This window comes from Nocardia sp. NPDC003979 (genome assembly GCF_053605015.1).
The window spans coordinates 375,710-389,614 of the sequence record NZ_JBSGIJ010000002.1; the positions used below are offsets into that span (position 1 = coordinate 375,710).

Genomic DNA, 13,905 nt, shown 5'->3' on the forward strand with positions numbered 1-13,905 from the left:
TCTCGGAGTAGGCGCTGGATCAGTGAGCTGATTCGAGGTGGTGGAGGCGGTCGGGGTCGGTGAGGATGATTCTCGGGTCGTCGAGAGTGATCAAACCGTCCCGGTCGAACTCCTTCAGGGTCTTGTTCAGAGCGGGAACCGACGTGCCGAGCATGGCGGCGAGGGTGCGGTGCGGGAGGTCGACGGTGTTGTCGACCGCCTCGTCCAGGAGGAGTTGGGCGAGTTGGGTGGGTAGCGGACGCCCCAACATGTTGATGAGGCGGCCCTGACCTGCGGCGAGGCGCTTCGACACGCTGGTGAGCCAGCGGCGGCAGATGGTGGGATCGCCCAGGAGCGCTTCCAATTCGGGTGCGGGCAGGAACAGGCAGTGGGCGTCCGTGCGGGCGCGCGCGGTGTAGGGCGGTGGGGTTTCGAGCAGGATCGCCAGGTCGCCGGCGAGGTCGCCGGGGCGGAGCACGTCGACCACGGTGTGTTCACGCTCCGTGCCCACCGACAATTCGATCAGCCCCTCCCGGACGAACCACACACCCTCCGACGGCGCACCGGTGGGGAACAGCAGCGACCCCGCGGCCACGGATTCTGCCTCGAAACGATCAGCGAACCGTTCGAAATCCTGCGCGCGCAGCGGACCGGTGCGATCGCGGCCGACGCACCGCGCCACCCAGGCCGCCTGCCGCAACCGATCGTCGCCGAAACCTTCTTCGCCCACCGCATGAACAAGGTGGGAAAAAGCCCGATGACTGTGGATCATTGCTCGCTCCTGTGATGGTGCCGCAGCTGCCGTCCCACCCACGATTATCCTCGCGCACCGGTGCGAATTCCTACGCCTGCGACGTTGCATTCCGTGACATACCAGCCGGGCCGACCGCCCGCGGGCGCGCCGACTCGGGATTGCTCATCCTGCGGCGGTGCCGGAACGCATGCCAGACTAGCGGCGTGGGCGCGATGGGGAACGAGAACGCTACGGCGAAACCGGACGCACAGCAGGGCCGCGATCGAGGCGAGGTGATCGGCGGCGGATTGCTGTGGCTGGCCAAATGGGCGCTGTGCATCGTCGCGATCGCGGCGGGCGCGTGGGTGCTCGGCACGATCGCGGGACGGCTGTGGGTGGTGCTGCTGCCGGTCGCGCTGGCGGTCGTGGTGACGACGATCTTGTGGCCGGCGACCAGATGGCTCACCGCGCACAAGTTCCGGCCCGCACTGGCCGCGACGATCACGCTGCTGAGTTTCCTCGCGCTGGTGGCGGGCATCATCGCCCTGATCGTGCCGTCGGTCGCGGACCAGGCACCCGAGTTGGTTGACAAGTCGACCGCCGGTGTGAACCAGGTTCGCGACTGGATTCAAGGCCCGCCCTTGAAAATTCGCGACGAACAGCTCGACTCCGCGGTCGACGCGATCGTCTCGCGACTGCAGTCCAGCGGCACCCAGATCGCCAACGGTGTTTTCACGGGCGTCTCCACCGCGACATCGGTGCTGATCACGATATTCCTGGTGCTGGTTATGGTGTTCTTCTTCCTGAAGGACGGTCCGCGCCTGCTGCCCTGGATGCATGTCGTGTGCGGCAATCGCAGCGGCCGTCACGTCGAGGCCGTGCTCGAACGGGTCTGGGGGACCCTCGGTGGGTTCATCCGCACGCAGGCGATCGTCAGCTTCGTCGATGCCGTCCTCATCGGCGCGGCCCTGTTCATCCTCGACGTGCCGTTGGCGCTGGTGCTGTCGGTGATCACCTTCGTCGGCGGTTTCATCCCGATGGTCGGCGCGTTCGTTGCGGGCGCGCTCGCCGTCCTGGTCGCGTTGGTCGGCAACGGTTTCACCACCGCGCTGATCGTGCTCGGTGTGGTGATCGCGGTGCAGCAGCTGGAAGGCAATGTGCTGCAACCGGTCCTGCAGAGCCGCAGCATGGAGTTGCACCCCGTGATCGTGCTGCTCGCGGTGACCGCGGGCGGCTCCCTCTACGGCATCACCGGCGCCTTCCTCGCGGTCCCGGTGGTCGCGATGATCGCGGTGGTCCTGCGCTATCTCGGCGAACAGATCGACGCCACGACCACACCGGATTCGGCGGAAAGTGACACCGCGGCGAAGGCTGCCGTCCCACCCCCGGCCCAACCACCCGGCGATCCCGCCTGACCAGCCCACCTCGCCGCCAGGGGAATTCACCGGCCTCGAACTCGTACACGATCAGATCGGAGATCCGGATATCCGCGGTGCGCGGTGCGGCGTTCTGACCGAAGGCGCTCACTGATTCGCCTGATCGGTACTCGGCTCAGCGGTCACCGGATTCGGACGCAGCAGCGCGACGAGGCCGAGAACGGCCATGATCACCAGCCATATCGCGGTGCCGAGTCCCGCGAGGATGAGTGTGCCCCACAGGATGATGAACGGCCCGTATTCGGCGACTCGGCCCCAATAGTCGCAGGGGCCGACGTCGCCCGGGATGACGGCGCATTCCGGGTGCGCGTCGGCGGCGAAGGCCAGGGCCGCGAGGACCGAAAGCAGCAGGGCCCCAGCGAAGATGAGCGTCAGATGAGTGAGAGGTCGGGCGGGTGGCATACCGCCCGACCTTAGCGACTCAGGCGTGCGCTCGTGGTTGTCGTTCGATCCGCGGGGCACGGATGCGGCAAGCCACACGCGGCGGATGTGCGCGGGGTGGTCGCGTCCACCCCGCGCATGCCCGGTCGGGGACCGCGCTCACTCAGGCTTGCGGTGAGTCCCGTCGCGCACGGTACCGACGAACTCCTCCACGAGATCCTCGAGCGCGACCACGCCGACGGTGTTTCCGCGGGCATCCACCACCCGGCCCAGGTGACTGCTGGTGCGGCGCAACCGGGCCAGCGCCTCGTAGAGCGCGGTGGTCGTGGTGACCGTCGGCAGGGGGCGGATGTCGGTGCGGGGGATCTTGGTGTCGGGGCCCGCGTTGTCGTCGGCGACCTCGTCGAGCACGTCCTTGATGTGCAGGTAGCCGACGAGCGAACCGTCGGCCGCGCGGACGGGGTACCGGGAGAACCCGGTCTCGGCCACGGCGGCTTCCACGTCGCCGAGGGTGGTTCCGTCGCCGCGCAACGGCACCGAACGCGCGTCGGCCAGCGGCACCATCACATCACCGACGATCCGCTCGGAGGTGCCGAGGGCCTGGGTGAGCCTGCGGTGTTCCTCCTCGTCGAGCAGACCCTCCGACCGCGATTCGCCGATCATCTCGGCCAGTTCCACCGTGGACACCGTCGCGTCGAGTTCGTCCTTGGGTTCGATGCGCAGCATTCGCAGGGTGAGGTTCGCGGCGTAGTTGTAGAGCGCGATGAGCGGGCGCGCGATCCGCAACCACATCAGGTGGATCGGTACCAGCAGCAGCGCCGAGCGTTCCGGACCGGCCAGCGCGATGTTCTTCGGGACCATCTCGCCGAGCAGGATGTGCAGGATCACCACCAGGGTCAGTGCGAGCGCGAACCCGACCGGGTGCAGCAGCTGTTCGGGCAACCCGAGCAGTTCGAACGGGCGCTCGATCAGGTGCGCGATGGCCGGTTCGCCGACCCGGCCGAGCAGGATCGAGCAGATGGTGATGCCGAGCTGGGCGGCGGCCAGCATCATCGACAGGTTCTCGCCTGCCTCGATCACCGTCGCTGCCTTCTTCTTCCCCTGTGCGACAAGGGCTTCCAGGCGATCGCGACGGGCCGAGATGAGCGCGAACTCGGCCGCGACGAAGAAGGCGTTGCCCGCGAGCAGCACCACGGTGAGGACGATTCCGAACAGATCACCCATGGTTGTGCTCCCGTGCCGCGAGGTTCGCGTCGTCGACGGGCACCAGGCGCACCCGGTCGATCCGTCGTCCGTCCATCCGTTCCACCCTGGCCACCCAGCCACCCGCACCGCCACGCGATTCGGGCAGGACGACCTCGTCGCCGCCCATCGGAATGCGGCCCAGCTGGGTGAGGACGAGTCCGCCGAGGGTTTCGTATTCGCCCTCGGGTGCGTCGTAGCCGGTCGCGCGCGACACCTCGTCGATGCGCAGCAGACCCGAGCAGTCCCAGCCGTCGCTCACCCGGCGCACGTCGCGCTCCTCCTCGTCGTGCTCGTCGCGCACGTCGCCGAGGATCTCCTCGATCAGGTCTTCCATGGTGACCATGCCCGCGGTGCCGCCGTACTCGTCGACGACGAGCGCCACCTGCATGCCGTCGGCGCGGACCCGTTCGAGCACCTCGTCGCCGTCGAGACTGGCGGGCACGATAGGTACCGCGACGGCGAGTTTGCCGAGCGGGATCTGCTTGCGCAGGTGCGCCGGATGGGTGAAGGCGTGTTTGACGTGGACGACGCCGAGGGTGTTGTCGAGGTCGCCGTCGATCACCGGGAACCGGGAGTACCCGGTGCGTGCCGAGGCGGCGATGAGGTCGGCGATGGTGTCGTCGCGGTCGAGCGACTCCACCTTCACCCGGGGGGTCATCAGCTCCTCGGCGCTGCGTTCACCGAACTCCAGCGAGCGATCCATCAACTGGGCGGTGCGCTGATCCATCGCGCCGCGCTGGGCAGAGGTGCGAACCAGCGACCCGAGTTCCTGCGGCGACCTGGCCGACCGCAGTTCCTCGGCCGGTTCGATGCCGAGCCTGCGGACCAGCCAGTTGGCGGCGTTGTTCAGGAATCGGATCAGCCATTTGAAGAACACGGAGAACCCGACCATCGGGCCCGCGGTGAGCCGGGCCGTCGCCATCGGCTTGGCGATGGCGATGTTCTTGGGTACCAGCTCGCCGTAGATCATCGACAGCGAGGTCGCCAGGATCAGCGCCAGGGCGAGCGCGACCCCGGTCGCTGCGGCCTCGCTCAGGCCGATGCCGTCGAGCAGCGGCGCCAGCAGCCGTGCCAGCACGGGCTCGGCGATGAAGCCGGTGATCAGGGTGGTGATGGTGATGCCGAGCTGGGCGCCCGAGAGCTGGAACGACAGGGTGTTGTGCGCCTGTTTGACCAGCCGTGACCGGGTGTCACCCGAGCGCGCGGCCGATTCGACGGCGCTGCGTTCCAGGGCGGTGAGGGAGAACTCGGCGGCCACGAACAGGGCGGTACCGAGGGTCAATGCGGCGAAACCGAGCAGGCTGAGCACTGTCAGCACGGTGGACATCCTCAGCACCACCCATGCGGTGCGGGGGCGAGACCAGTGGATCGGACGGACGCTGCGGAAGGGAGGACGCCGGGTTTGTCACCCGGCTCCGTAGAGGAGCCCTCCTGTGTGGCGCCCTTGGACGCGGGTGACAACTGGATCCTTTCGAGGTGGGAAAAGAAGCTGTGCCGAGATCGGCAACTCCATAGTAATCCGTCGCCTCGGTTGATGTGTCAGCGGCGCGGCCGACCGGCGCTCGTGGGGCGTCCGGTCGGCCGGTCGGTCACCAGCCGCTCGGCAGCGGCCTGCCCTCGGCGAACCCGGCGGCGGACTGCACACCGAGCACCGCGCGCTCGTGGAACTCGGGCAGGGTGCGGGCGCCCGCGTAGGTGCAGGAGCTGCGCACACCCGAGCAGATGTGGTCGATCAGATCCTCCACGCCCGGCCGCTCGGGGTCCAGGCGCATCCGCGAACTGGAGATGCCCTCCTCGAACAGTGCCTTGCGGGCCCGGTCGAAACCGCTGTCGGCGGCGGTGCGGGCGGCGACGGCACGCTTGGACGCCATGCCGAAGCTTTCCTTGTAGGCGTTGCCGTCGCGGTCGACGCGCAGGTCGCCGGGGGATTCGTAGGTGCCGGCGAACCAGGAGCCGATCATCACGTTCGACGCGCCCGCGGCCAGCGCGAGTGCCACGTCGCGGGGGTGCCGGACACCACCGTCGGCCCACACGTGCACGCCGAGTTCCTGTGCGGCGGCGGCACATTCGGCCACCGCGGAGAACTGGGGGCGACCGACACCGGTCATCATGCGGGTGGTACACATGGCGCCGGGCCCGACACCGACCTTGATGATGGTCGCGCCGGCTTCGGCCAGGTCGCGGGTGCCCTCGGCGGAGACCACGTTGCCCGCGACCAGCGGCAGCCCGAGGCCGAGATCGGCGACGGTGCGCAGGGATTCGAGCATCTTGGTCTGGTGGCCGTGGGCGGTGTCGAGGACGAGGACGTCGGCGCCCGCGTCGGCCAGTGCCTTCGCCTTGGCGGCCACGTCACCGTTGATGCCGACGGCGGCGGCGACGCGCAGTTTGCCCTCGGCGTCGACGGCCGGGGTGTAGATGCCCGCGCGGATGGCGCCGGTGCGGGTCATCACGCCCGCCAGGGTGCCGTCGGGGTGGGTGAGCACGGCGAGCTGGGTGTGTGATCCGGCGAGCCGGTCGAAGATGTCGCGGGGCGAGGCGTCGACGGGGGCCTGCACGAAATCGGTCTGGGCGATCTCGCGCAGCCGCGCGAACCGGTCGACGTCGGCGCAGGCCGCCTCGGTGACCACACCGACGGGTTTGCCGTCCTCGACGACGACCACCGCGCCGTGCGCGCGCTTGTGCATGAGCGCCAGCGCGTCGGACACCGCCGCGTCGGGGTCGAGGGTGACCGGGGTGTCGGCGGTGAGCGAGCGGCTCTTGACGAACGCGATGGTGTCGGCGGCCGCCGGGATCGGGAGATCCTGCGGCAGGACGACCAGTCCGCCGCGCCGGGCGACGGTCTCGGCCATCCGCTTACCGGCCACCGCGGTCATGTTCGCGACGACGAGGGGGATGGTGGTACCCGAGCCGTCGACGCTGGCCAGGTCCACATCGAAGCGGGACGCGACATCCGTCCGGTTCGGGACGAGGAACAGATCGTCGTAGGTCAGGTCGTACGGCGGCGGTGGGCCAGGAAGAAATCGCACTGTGCCGATGATAGCCGTGTGAGCGGTCCGGCGGGCGGATGCGCGTTGCGCGCTGGGAACGTGGGGCCGGAAACGGCGCGTGGCCGAACCGTAATCGGTTCGGCCACGCGGTGATTCAGGGTCGATCAGTTTGCGGAACGGTTGCGGTTGCCCGCCGGAGCCGCCGGACGACCGGCGCGCCGCCGCGAATTCGTCGGCGTGTCGCCGCTCCGGGCGTGTCCGCCGGCGCCCGCGGGCTTGCGGGAACGGGACTCGCCGGTCGGACGGTCCCGGCGCGGCGCGCCCGAACCCCGGCTGTGCCCGCCCTCGGAAGCGGTTGCGCCACCGGGCCTTGCGCGACGCGGACGACCCGCACCGTTCGAGGTCCGCGTCGGCTGTGCCGGTGCGGCGGGGGCGGCGAGCGCGATGCCGCTGGGCTTGCGGGCACCGGTGATGTCCACCAGCTTCCGGTCGCCGGGGCGGACCTCGATGCCGTCGGTCCGCACGCCCGCCTTGCGGGTCATCGCGGCCACGTCCTTGCGCTCCTCGTCGGTGACGAGGGTGACGACCACGCCGTCCTCCCCGGCGCGCGCGGTGCGACCGGCGCGGTGCAGGTAGGCCTTGTGCTCGGCGGGCGGGTCGAAGTGCACGACCAGCGATACACCGTCGATGTGGATACCGCGCGCGGCCACGTCGGTGGTGACCAGCACCGGCACCGACCCGTCGGCGAAGGCCGCGAGCGTGCGCACACGGTTGTTCTGTGCCTTGCCACCGTGCAGCGAGCCGGCGTCGACACCGGCGCCGCGCAGCTGCTTGGCCAGGCGGTCGGCGCCGTGCTTGGTGCGCACGAACATGATGGTGAGGCCGTCGCGGGCGGCGATCTCGGTGGCGACGGTGCGCTTGATGTTCTTGTCGCGCACGAAGAGCAGGTGGTGGGTCATGGTGCTCACCGACGCCTCGGCGGGCGCGGTGGAGTGGGTGACCGGGTTGTTCAGGTAGCGCTTCACGAGCTTGTCCACGTCACCGTCGAGGGTGGCCGAGAACAGCAGGCGCTGACCCTGCTTCGGGGTGCGGTCGAGCAGGCGGGTGACCTGGGGCAGGAAGCCCATGTCGGCCATGTGGTCGGCCTCGTCGAGGGCGGTGATCGCCACGTCGGACAGGTCGGCGTTGCGCTGCTTGATGAGGTCGTCGAGACGGCCGGGGGTGGCGATCAGCAGGTCGACACCGCGCGCGAGCCGGTCGGCCTGACGCTTGATCGGGGCACCACCGACGACGGAGGCGACGCGCAGACCCAGCGAGCGGGCGGCCTCTTCGAGCGCCTTCTCGATCTGGGTGGCCAGCTCACGGGTCGGCACGAGCACCAGGCCGCGCGGGCGGCCCGGCTTGGACGGCGGGCCCTCGGCCAGACGGGTGAGGATCGGCAGGCCGAAGGCGAGGGTCTTGCCCGAGCCGGTGGGGCCGCGACCCAGCACGTCACGCCCGGCGAGCGCGTCGCCGATGGTGGCGGCCTGGATGGGGAAGGGCTTGTCGATGCCGGAGTTGCGCAGTGCCTGAACCAGCGCTACGGGCAGGCCTAGTTCGGCGAAGGTCGGTTCGGTCGCGTCGGAGACAGCAGAGGTGGACAAAATGGCCTTTCGTTGGGCTGCGAATCGCGCTGGAAGATCACCGGCGCCGATTACCCGAAACACGCGAACGGCGTACGGGGTGCGGCCCAGCAGGAAGGACCGATCTCCCAGGATAGGCGTGATTGCGTTCGCGTGGGTAAACAACCTGGTCAGCGGTAACGGCGAGCGCCGGTACGGCCAGCAGTGATCAGCAGGGGCCGGGGTACGTGCGTCGCGCCCGGTTCGGGGTGGGTGATCGGCAGGTCAGCCGTGGAACAACCGGCTCAGTTCCTGCAGCCACGGCACCGCCACGGCGAGGGTGGGAACCACCAGAATCGCGGCGGATCCGAGGTAGGCGGCGGTGGCGATTCTCACGTCGCCGTTGGCGCCCGCGAGGCGCTGGATACGGATGAGGGTGCTCGGACCGCCCGCGGCGAGCGCACCTTGCGGTGCGGTCGATTTCGCGCACGCCACCAGGGCGCGGGCGAGCGGTTTGGGGCCGGTGACCTTCACCGCGGAGTCGTCGGCGAGCAGTTCGATGAGCAGTTTCACCGAACCGAGCGCGGCCTTGCTGCGGACCACCCGGGGGAACGCCTCGTGGACGGCGGTGAACGCCTCGAGCACCAGGTCGTGGCGGGCTCGCAGGTGCGAGCGCTCATGGCTCACGATTGCGGTGACCTCGGCGTCGTCGAGGCTGGTCAGGGTGCCTTCGCTGAGTACAACGCGCTGGCGGAGCCCGGGCAGGCAGTAGGCGATGGGTTCGGTCGCGGCGAGCACCCGGATGTCGGCGGCGCGGCGCACGGGACCGCTCTGATCGAGCAGATCGACCAGCATGCGGTGCCGGGACCGGCGGCGCCGGGTGTGCACGCCGACGCGCACGATGGAGAACATCAGGCGCGCGCCGATCATCAGTGTCAGCGCGAACACGGTGACGTAGACGAGCCACAGCGGCAGCCCGAGCGCGTCGATCTCCTTGGTGGGGGAGGTGGTCGGCCTACCGTCGGGGCCGGGAACGAGCAGCATGCTGGCGATGGCCAGCCCGGAACCGAAGGCGCTGAGCACGGCGGCCAGCGCGATGGCCTGCCACAACACGACCGCTGCCCGCGGGCTGCGATGCGGCCAGGTAGCACGGCTGAGCAGCGCGGGAACCGGCCCTGCGAGTAGCAAGGCGAGACCTGCGAAGACTGCCGCGGTTGCGTTCATCGACTCTGCTCACTGCGTTGTGGGGCCAGGGGCGCTCACGTCGTTGTGAGAGCCGCCAGGGAGTCTAGCCGCTGTTTTCGTCGGATTCGAGCTTGGCCAGTGCCTCGCGCAGGGCGTCGGCCTCGTCCTTGCCGACCTGTTCCACGAAGTGCACCAGCGCCGCGGCGCGGCTGCCCGCCGCGTCGGCCTGCTGCAACGCGTCGACCATCAGGCTCGCGACCAGTTCGTCGCGGCTGTGTACCGGGGCGTACCGATGCGCGCGATCGTCGCGACGCTGCACAACCAAATCCTTTTTCGCCAGCCGCTGCAGCACGGTCATGACCGTGGTGTACGCGAGCTCGCGACGAGCCGCCAGTGCTTCGTGTACCTGCCGCACCGTGAGCGGTTCGTCGGCGGACCACAACTGGTCCATCACCGCTTTTTCGAGTTCGCCGAGACCTGCCATCCCTCCGATTTTACGGACTCAACGACAAAGATGCGTACTACAGATTGTCGTAACGGGGTGTTTGCTGGTGTGTCATTCGTCATACCCGGCCGCGCCGTGCACGTGACGGGTGCCGATCGGCACGACCATCGGGCGCCCCGAGACCGGATCGGTGAGCACCTTCGCGTCGAGTCCGAACACCTCGGCGAGCAGTTCCGCTGTGATGATGTCGGCCGGTTTTCCCTGCGCGACGATGCGGCCCGCCGCCATCACCACCAGTTCGTCGCTGTAGCGGATGGCGAGGTTGAGATCGTGCAGCACCATCACCACGGTGCGCCCGAATTCGGCGTGCAAGCGGTCGACCAGGTCGAGGACTTCCAGCGAGTGCGCGAGGTCGAGGTAGGTGGTCGGTTCGTCGAGCAGCAGGATGTCGGTGCCCTGGGCCAGCGCCATCGAGATCCAGGCGCGTTGCCGCTGGCCGCCCGACAGTTCGTCGAGCGTGCGGTCGGCCAGGTCGGCGATGCCGGTCTGGGCCAGGGCGGCGGCGACCTCGGTCTCGTCGTCGGCCGACCACTGGCGCAGCCAGGACTGATGCGGGTGACGGCCGCGCGCGACGAGATCGGCGACGGTGAGCCCTTCCGGCGCGACGGGGGTCTGCGGCAGCATGCCGATCACCCGCGCGACGTCCTTGGTCTTCATCGTCGAGATCGCCTTGCCGTCGAGCACCACCTGACCTTCGCGCGGACGAAGCAACCGGCCGAGCGACTTGAGCAGCGTCGACTTGCCACACCCGTTCGGCCCGATCACCGTGGTGACCACGCCGGGGGCGATGTCGAGACTGAGCCCGTCGACGATCACCCGCTCGCCGTAGCCGAGGGAAACGGTGTCGGCGGCGAGGCGATGGGCGGGGCTGGTCATGAGAGCGTGGCCTTCCGGTTCATGCGGACGAGCAGGTAGAGCAGGAACGGCCCGCCGAGCGCGGCGGTGACGATACCGACCGGCAGGTCGACGGGCAGCAGTGCGCGCGAGATGATATCGGCCCCCGCCACCAGCGCGGCGCCGGTGAGCGCCGAGGCGATCAGCGGTTCGCCGGGCGTGCGCAACGCCATGCGGGCGATCTGCGGTGCGGCCAGCGCGACGAACCCGACGGGCCCGACCGCCGCGGTCGCCACCGAGGCGGCGACCACGGACGCACCGATCAGCAGCGCCTGCTGGGACTGGATCCGCACACCGAGCACCCGGGTCGATTCCTCGCCGAGGCGCAGCGCGGCCAGCGTGCGCGCCGAGACGAGCGCGACGACGGTGACCACGGTGAGCGCGATCGCGGCGGGCACGACACTTGACATGTCGGCCGCGTCGAGCGAGCCGTTGAGCCAGACCTGGGCGCGGGCGGCGTCGGTGAGGCTGGCGCGGGTGAGCAGCCAGCTGATCGCCGACATGAGTACCGCGTTCACGCCGATACCGATGAGCACGAGCCGGAAACCGGTGACACCGCGTTCCCCGCCACCACCGCGGCCCCACGCGAGCAGATAGATGACGACGGCGGTGAGCAGGCCGCCGGCCAGCGCCGCCAGGGGAGCACCGACCGTCGCGACGAGACCCGTTGTCGCCCCGCCACTTCCGACCAGCACGGCGACCGCGCCCACGCTCGCACCGGTGGTGATACCGAGCACGTCCGGCCCCGCCAGCGGGTTGTGCAGGATCGACTGCATCAGCGCACCCGCGAGACCGAGGGCGGCACCGACCACCACGGCGGTGAGTGCCCGGGGCAGTCGCGATTCGAGCACGATGAACCGCTGCGATCGGGATCCACCCCCGCCGAGGACATCGAGCACCCGGCTCAGCGGGACATAGGTGTCGCCGACGGCGATATCGACGCAGAACAGCACGAACACGGTCACGGCCAGTGCGACGACGAATCCGAACATCACCGGGCGCAGCACCAGCGACAGCGGACCCACTCGTAAGGCCGGACGCACCTTGCGCAGATCGGCGGTCGTATCGATGCCGGCGCTCACAGCGTCACCAGCTTCTTGCGGCGCACGAGGGCGATGAAGAACGGTGCGCCCAGCGCCGCCAGCATCACGCCGACCTGCAGTTCACCCGGCCGGGCGACGACGCGGCCGGTGATATCGGCCGCGAGCAGCAACAGTCCGCCCAGCAGGGCCGAGTAGGGGATCAGCCACCGGTTGTCGGGTCCGGTGACGATGCGAGCGATATGCGGGACCACCAGCCCGAGGAACGCGATCGGCCCGACCGCTGCGGTGGCCGCACCGCTGAGCAGCACCACCGCGACCAGTCCGAAGGCGCGCGCCCGGCCGATGTCGACACCGAGGCCGCGTGCCACCTCGTCGCCGAGACCGAGCAAGTTCAGGGCGGGCGCGGCGGCCAGGGCCATACCGAGGCCGATCACGAGGAACGGCAGGACCTGCCAGAACACGTCGGCCTCGCGGCCGTTGACCGTGCCGACCACCCAGAACCGGTAGGTGTCGAGCGCCGCGTTGTCGAGCACGACGACGGCGTTGGTCATCGCCTGCAGGAACGCGGTGACCGCCGCACCGGCGAGCACCAGGCTCAACGGGCTGGCCTTGCCGCCGCCGATCGAGGAGACGCCGAACACGATCAGTCCCGCGATCGCCGACCCGGCGAAGGCGAACCAGATGTACTGACCCGGCGCGGTGAAGCCGAACAGATAGATGCTGAGCGCCGCCAGGAAGCCGGCGCCCGCATTCAGTCCTAACAATCCGGCATCAGCTAGCGGATTCCGGGTATACCCCTGGATGAGCGCGCCCGCGACCCCCAGCGCCATTCCGGCGATGAGGGCCAACGCGGTGCGCGGGAGACGCAGCTCACGCACGATTTCCTCGGCGGTGGAGCGGGCCGGGCATCGGAACGGGCCGCCGTCGCAGCCGAGAGCGTGGGTGACGGCGTCGAACACCGTGGACGGTGCGAGCGAGCGGGTGCCGACGGCGATGCTGGCGATCACTGCCACGGTGAGCAGTACAGCGAGCAGGGCAAGCCCGGTCAGACGACGGCGTCTGACGGTGCCAGGGTGGATCACGGCGACGAACTTCTCCTGCCTCGAAACCGGACACGACTTGTGAAGTCTGGTAAGCCTAACCTATGTTCCGAGACATCATCGTCACGGGAACCAACCGTTCGAGGAGGTTCGATGCCCGAGCCCGTCACCACCACCACGACCCGCACCACCCTCGCGTTCGATCGCGCCTGTGCGCGGTTGCAAGCGCTGCAACCGGAGCATCCGCGGGTCTATGCCGTGGCGGCGATGGCCGGACAGGGGAAACGGCGATGGTGGCATGTCCCGAACGGGTTGTCCGAGGGCCGCGTCGAACTGATGTACCGCAGGCACGCCGCGGAGATGATCAACGACGAGATCGCCGCCGAGGTGGTGGCGACCGCGCTCATCCACGCCGTCGTCGGCCGGGTCACCGCGCTGTTCGTGATGTCGGCGCAGGCCTGGGATCCCGGGCGCGACAACCTCTGGATCCACCACGACAACGACGGCGGTATCGACTGGGCGGGCTTGTCCGACACCACGATTCGCGTCGTCGACGGTGACCCGCAGGCCGCCGAACCCGGCACCGTCGCACTGCCCTGCGAAGCGGCGATGGCGGTGTGGCTGGTGCAGCGCAGCGCGTCGTCGCTGATCCCGTTGCAGTCGGTGCTCACCCGCTGCTCGGGTCTGCCCGCGCGCCGGTTCTGGCCGCTGGTCGGTGAATCCGTCGTCGGTGCGGCCACCTACGTGCCCGATCTGGCACGCACCGATCCCGCCGCCGCGGCGCGTCGTGGCCAGCTGCTGCTCACCGCCTTCGAGGAGCGTGGTCTGCCCGTGCGGCGCAGCAGCGTGCTGCAACGCTGAGCGCGTCGCGCGCTT

Annotated in this window: 13 protein-coding genes; 2 read left to right on the forward strand and 11 right to left on the reverse strand. The window is 69.5% G+C overall.

Going from position 1 to position 13,905, the window contains the following annotated elements; all coding sequences use genetic code 11:
• Positions 1-19 precede the first annotated feature (19 nt).
• Positions 20-751, reverse strand: coding sequence for a Crp/Fnr family transcriptional regulator (locus tag ACWEVR_RS05360; RefSeq protein ID WP_452465931.1), 732 nt, complete (start codon positions 749-751; stop codon positions 20-22).
• A gap of 194 nt (positions 752-945) precedes the next feature.
• Between ACWEVR_RS05360 and ACWEVR_RS05365 the strand changes: the two genes are divergently transcribed.
• Positions 946-2,127, forward strand: coding sequence for an AI-2E family transporter (locus ACWEVR_RS05365; RefSeq protein WP_452466158.1), 1,182 nt, complete (start codon positions 946-948; stop codon positions 2,125-2,127).
• A gap of 108 nt (positions 2,128-2,235) precedes the next feature.
• On the opposite strand, the gene ACWEVR_RS05370 is transcribed toward ACWEVR_RS05365, so the two are convergent.
• The 10 genes from ACWEVR_RS05370 to ACWEVR_RS05415 all read right to left on the reverse strand — a co-directional run bounded on the left by ACWEVR_RS05370 (position 2,236) and on the right by ACWEVR_RS05415 (position 13,071).
• Positions 2,236-2,550, reverse strand: coding sequence for a hypothetical protein (locus ACWEVR_RS05370; protein ID WP_452465932.1), 315 nt, complete (start codon positions 2,548-2,550; stop codon positions 2,236-2,238).
• Between the two features lie 138 nt (positions 2,551-2,688).
• The gene (locus ACWEVR_RS05375; protein WP_067493807.1) at positions 2,689-3,753 is read right to left on the reverse strand and encodes a hemolysin family protein; all 1,065 of its coding nucleotides are present in this window, start codon (positions 3,751-3,753) and stop codon (positions 2,689-2,691) included.
• Positions 3,746-5,101 (reverse strand): hemolysin family protein, encoded by a 1,356-nt coding sequence (locus ACWEVR_RS05380; RefSeq protein WP_452465933.1) that lies wholly within the window; start codon positions 5,099-5,101, stop codon positions 3,746-3,748. The genes ACWEVR_RS05375 and ACWEVR_RS05380 overlap by 8 nt, the downstream gene beginning before the upstream one ends.
• Positions 5,102-5,363: 262 nt before the next feature.
• Positions 5,364-6,800 carry a GuaB1 family IMP dehydrogenase-related protein gene (locus tag ACWEVR_RS05385; protein ID WP_452465934.1) on the reverse strand — a complete coding sequence of 479 codons (1,437 nt, stop codon included), beginning with the start codon at positions 6,798-6,800 and terminating at the stop codon, positions 5,364-5,366.
• 125 nt (positions 6,801-6,925) lie between these two features.
• A complete protein-coding gene (locus ACWEVR_RS05390; protein ID WP_452465935.1) occupies positions 6,926-8,404 on the reverse strand; it encodes a DEAD/DEAH box helicase in 1,479 nt (492 codons plus the stop codon).
• A 243-nt stretch (positions 8,405-8,647) separates the two neighbouring features.
• Positions 8,648-9,586, reverse strand: a complete 939-nt coding sequence (locus ACWEVR_RS05395) for a M56 family metallopeptidase (protein WP_067491898.1) — start codon at positions 9,584-9,586, stop codon at positions 8,648-8,650.
• Between the two features lie 64 nt (positions 9,587-9,650).
• Entirely contained in the window at positions 9,651-10,040 is a 390-nt protein-coding gene (locus ACWEVR_RS05400; RefSeq protein WP_279537543.1) for a BlaI/MecI/CopY family transcriptional regulator, read from the reverse strand.
• Positions 10,041-10,103: 63 nt separating this feature from the next.
• Positions 10,104-10,928: an ATP-binding cassette domain-containing protein gene (locus tag ACWEVR_RS05405; protein ID WP_439262366.1), complete on the reverse strand. Its 825-nt coding sequence runs from the start codon at positions 10,926-10,928 to the stop codon at positions 10,104-10,106.
• Complete coding sequence (locus tag ACWEVR_RS05410) at positions 10,925-11,938, reverse strand: FecCD family ABC transporter permease (protein ID WP_245655234.1); 1,014 nt, start codon at positions 11,936-11,938, stop codon at positions 10,925-10,927. Before ACWEVR_RS05410 ends, ACWEVR_RS05405 begins: the two co-directional genes overlap by 4 nt.
• A gap of 86 nt (positions 11,939-12,024) precedes the next feature.
• Complete coding sequence (locus ACWEVR_RS05415; protein ID WP_452465936.1) at positions 12,025-13,071, reverse strand: FecCD family ABC transporter permease; 1,047 nt, start codon at positions 13,069-13,071, stop codon at positions 12,025-12,027.
• Positions 13,072-13,182: 111 nt separating this feature from the next.
• Here ACWEVR_RS05415 and ACWEVR_RS05420 point away from each other — a divergent pair, with 111 nt between their 5' ends.
• Positions 13,183-13,890, forward strand: coding sequence for a hypothetical protein (locus ACWEVR_RS05420; protein WP_439262370.1), 708 nt, complete (start codon positions 13,183-13,185; stop codon positions 13,888-13,890).
• Positions 13,891-13,905 lie beyond the last annotated feature (15 nt).

What these genes read in the sequence shown, in the direction of transcription:
- ACWEVR_RS05360 (WP_452465931.1), bottom strand. Translation starts at nt 751, where the DNA reads ATGATCCACAGTCATCGGGCTTTTTCCCACCTTGTTCATGCGGTGGGC.
- ACWEVR_RS05365 (WP_452466158.1), top strand. Translation starts at nt 946, where the DNA reads ATGGGGAACGAGAACGCTACGGCGAAACCGGACGCACAGCAGGGCCGC.
- ACWEVR_RS05370 (WP_452465932.1), bottom strand. Translation starts at nt 2,550, where the DNA reads ATGCCACCCGCCCGACCTCTCACTCATCTGACGCTCATCTTCGCTGGG.
- ACWEVR_RS05375 (WP_067493807.1), bottom strand. Translation starts at nt 3,753, where the DNA reads ATGGGTGATCTGTTCGGAATCGTCCTCACCGTGGTGCTGCTCGCGGGC.
- ACWEVR_RS05380 (WP_452465933.1), bottom strand. Translation starts at nt 5,101, where the DNA reads ATGTCCACCGTGCTGACAGTGCTCAGCCTGCTCGGTTTCGCCGCATTG.
- ACWEVR_RS05395 (WP_067491898.1), bottom strand. Translation starts at nt 9,586, where the DNA reads ATGAACGCAACCGCGGCAGTCTTCGCAGGTCTCGCCTTGCTACTCGCA.
- ACWEVR_RS05405 (WP_439262366.1), bottom strand. Translation starts at nt 10,928, where the DNA reads ATGACCAGCCCCGCCCATCGCCTCGCCGCCGACACCGTTTCCCTCGGC.
- ACWEVR_RS05410 (WP_245655234.1), bottom strand. Translation starts at nt 11,938, where the DNA reads ATGTTCGGATTCGTCGTCGCACTGGCCGTGACCGTGTTCGTGCTGTTC.
- ACWEVR_RS05420 (WP_439262370.1), top strand. Translation starts at nt 13,183, where the DNA reads ATGCCCGAGCCCGTCACCACCACCACGACCCGCACCACCCTCGCGTTC.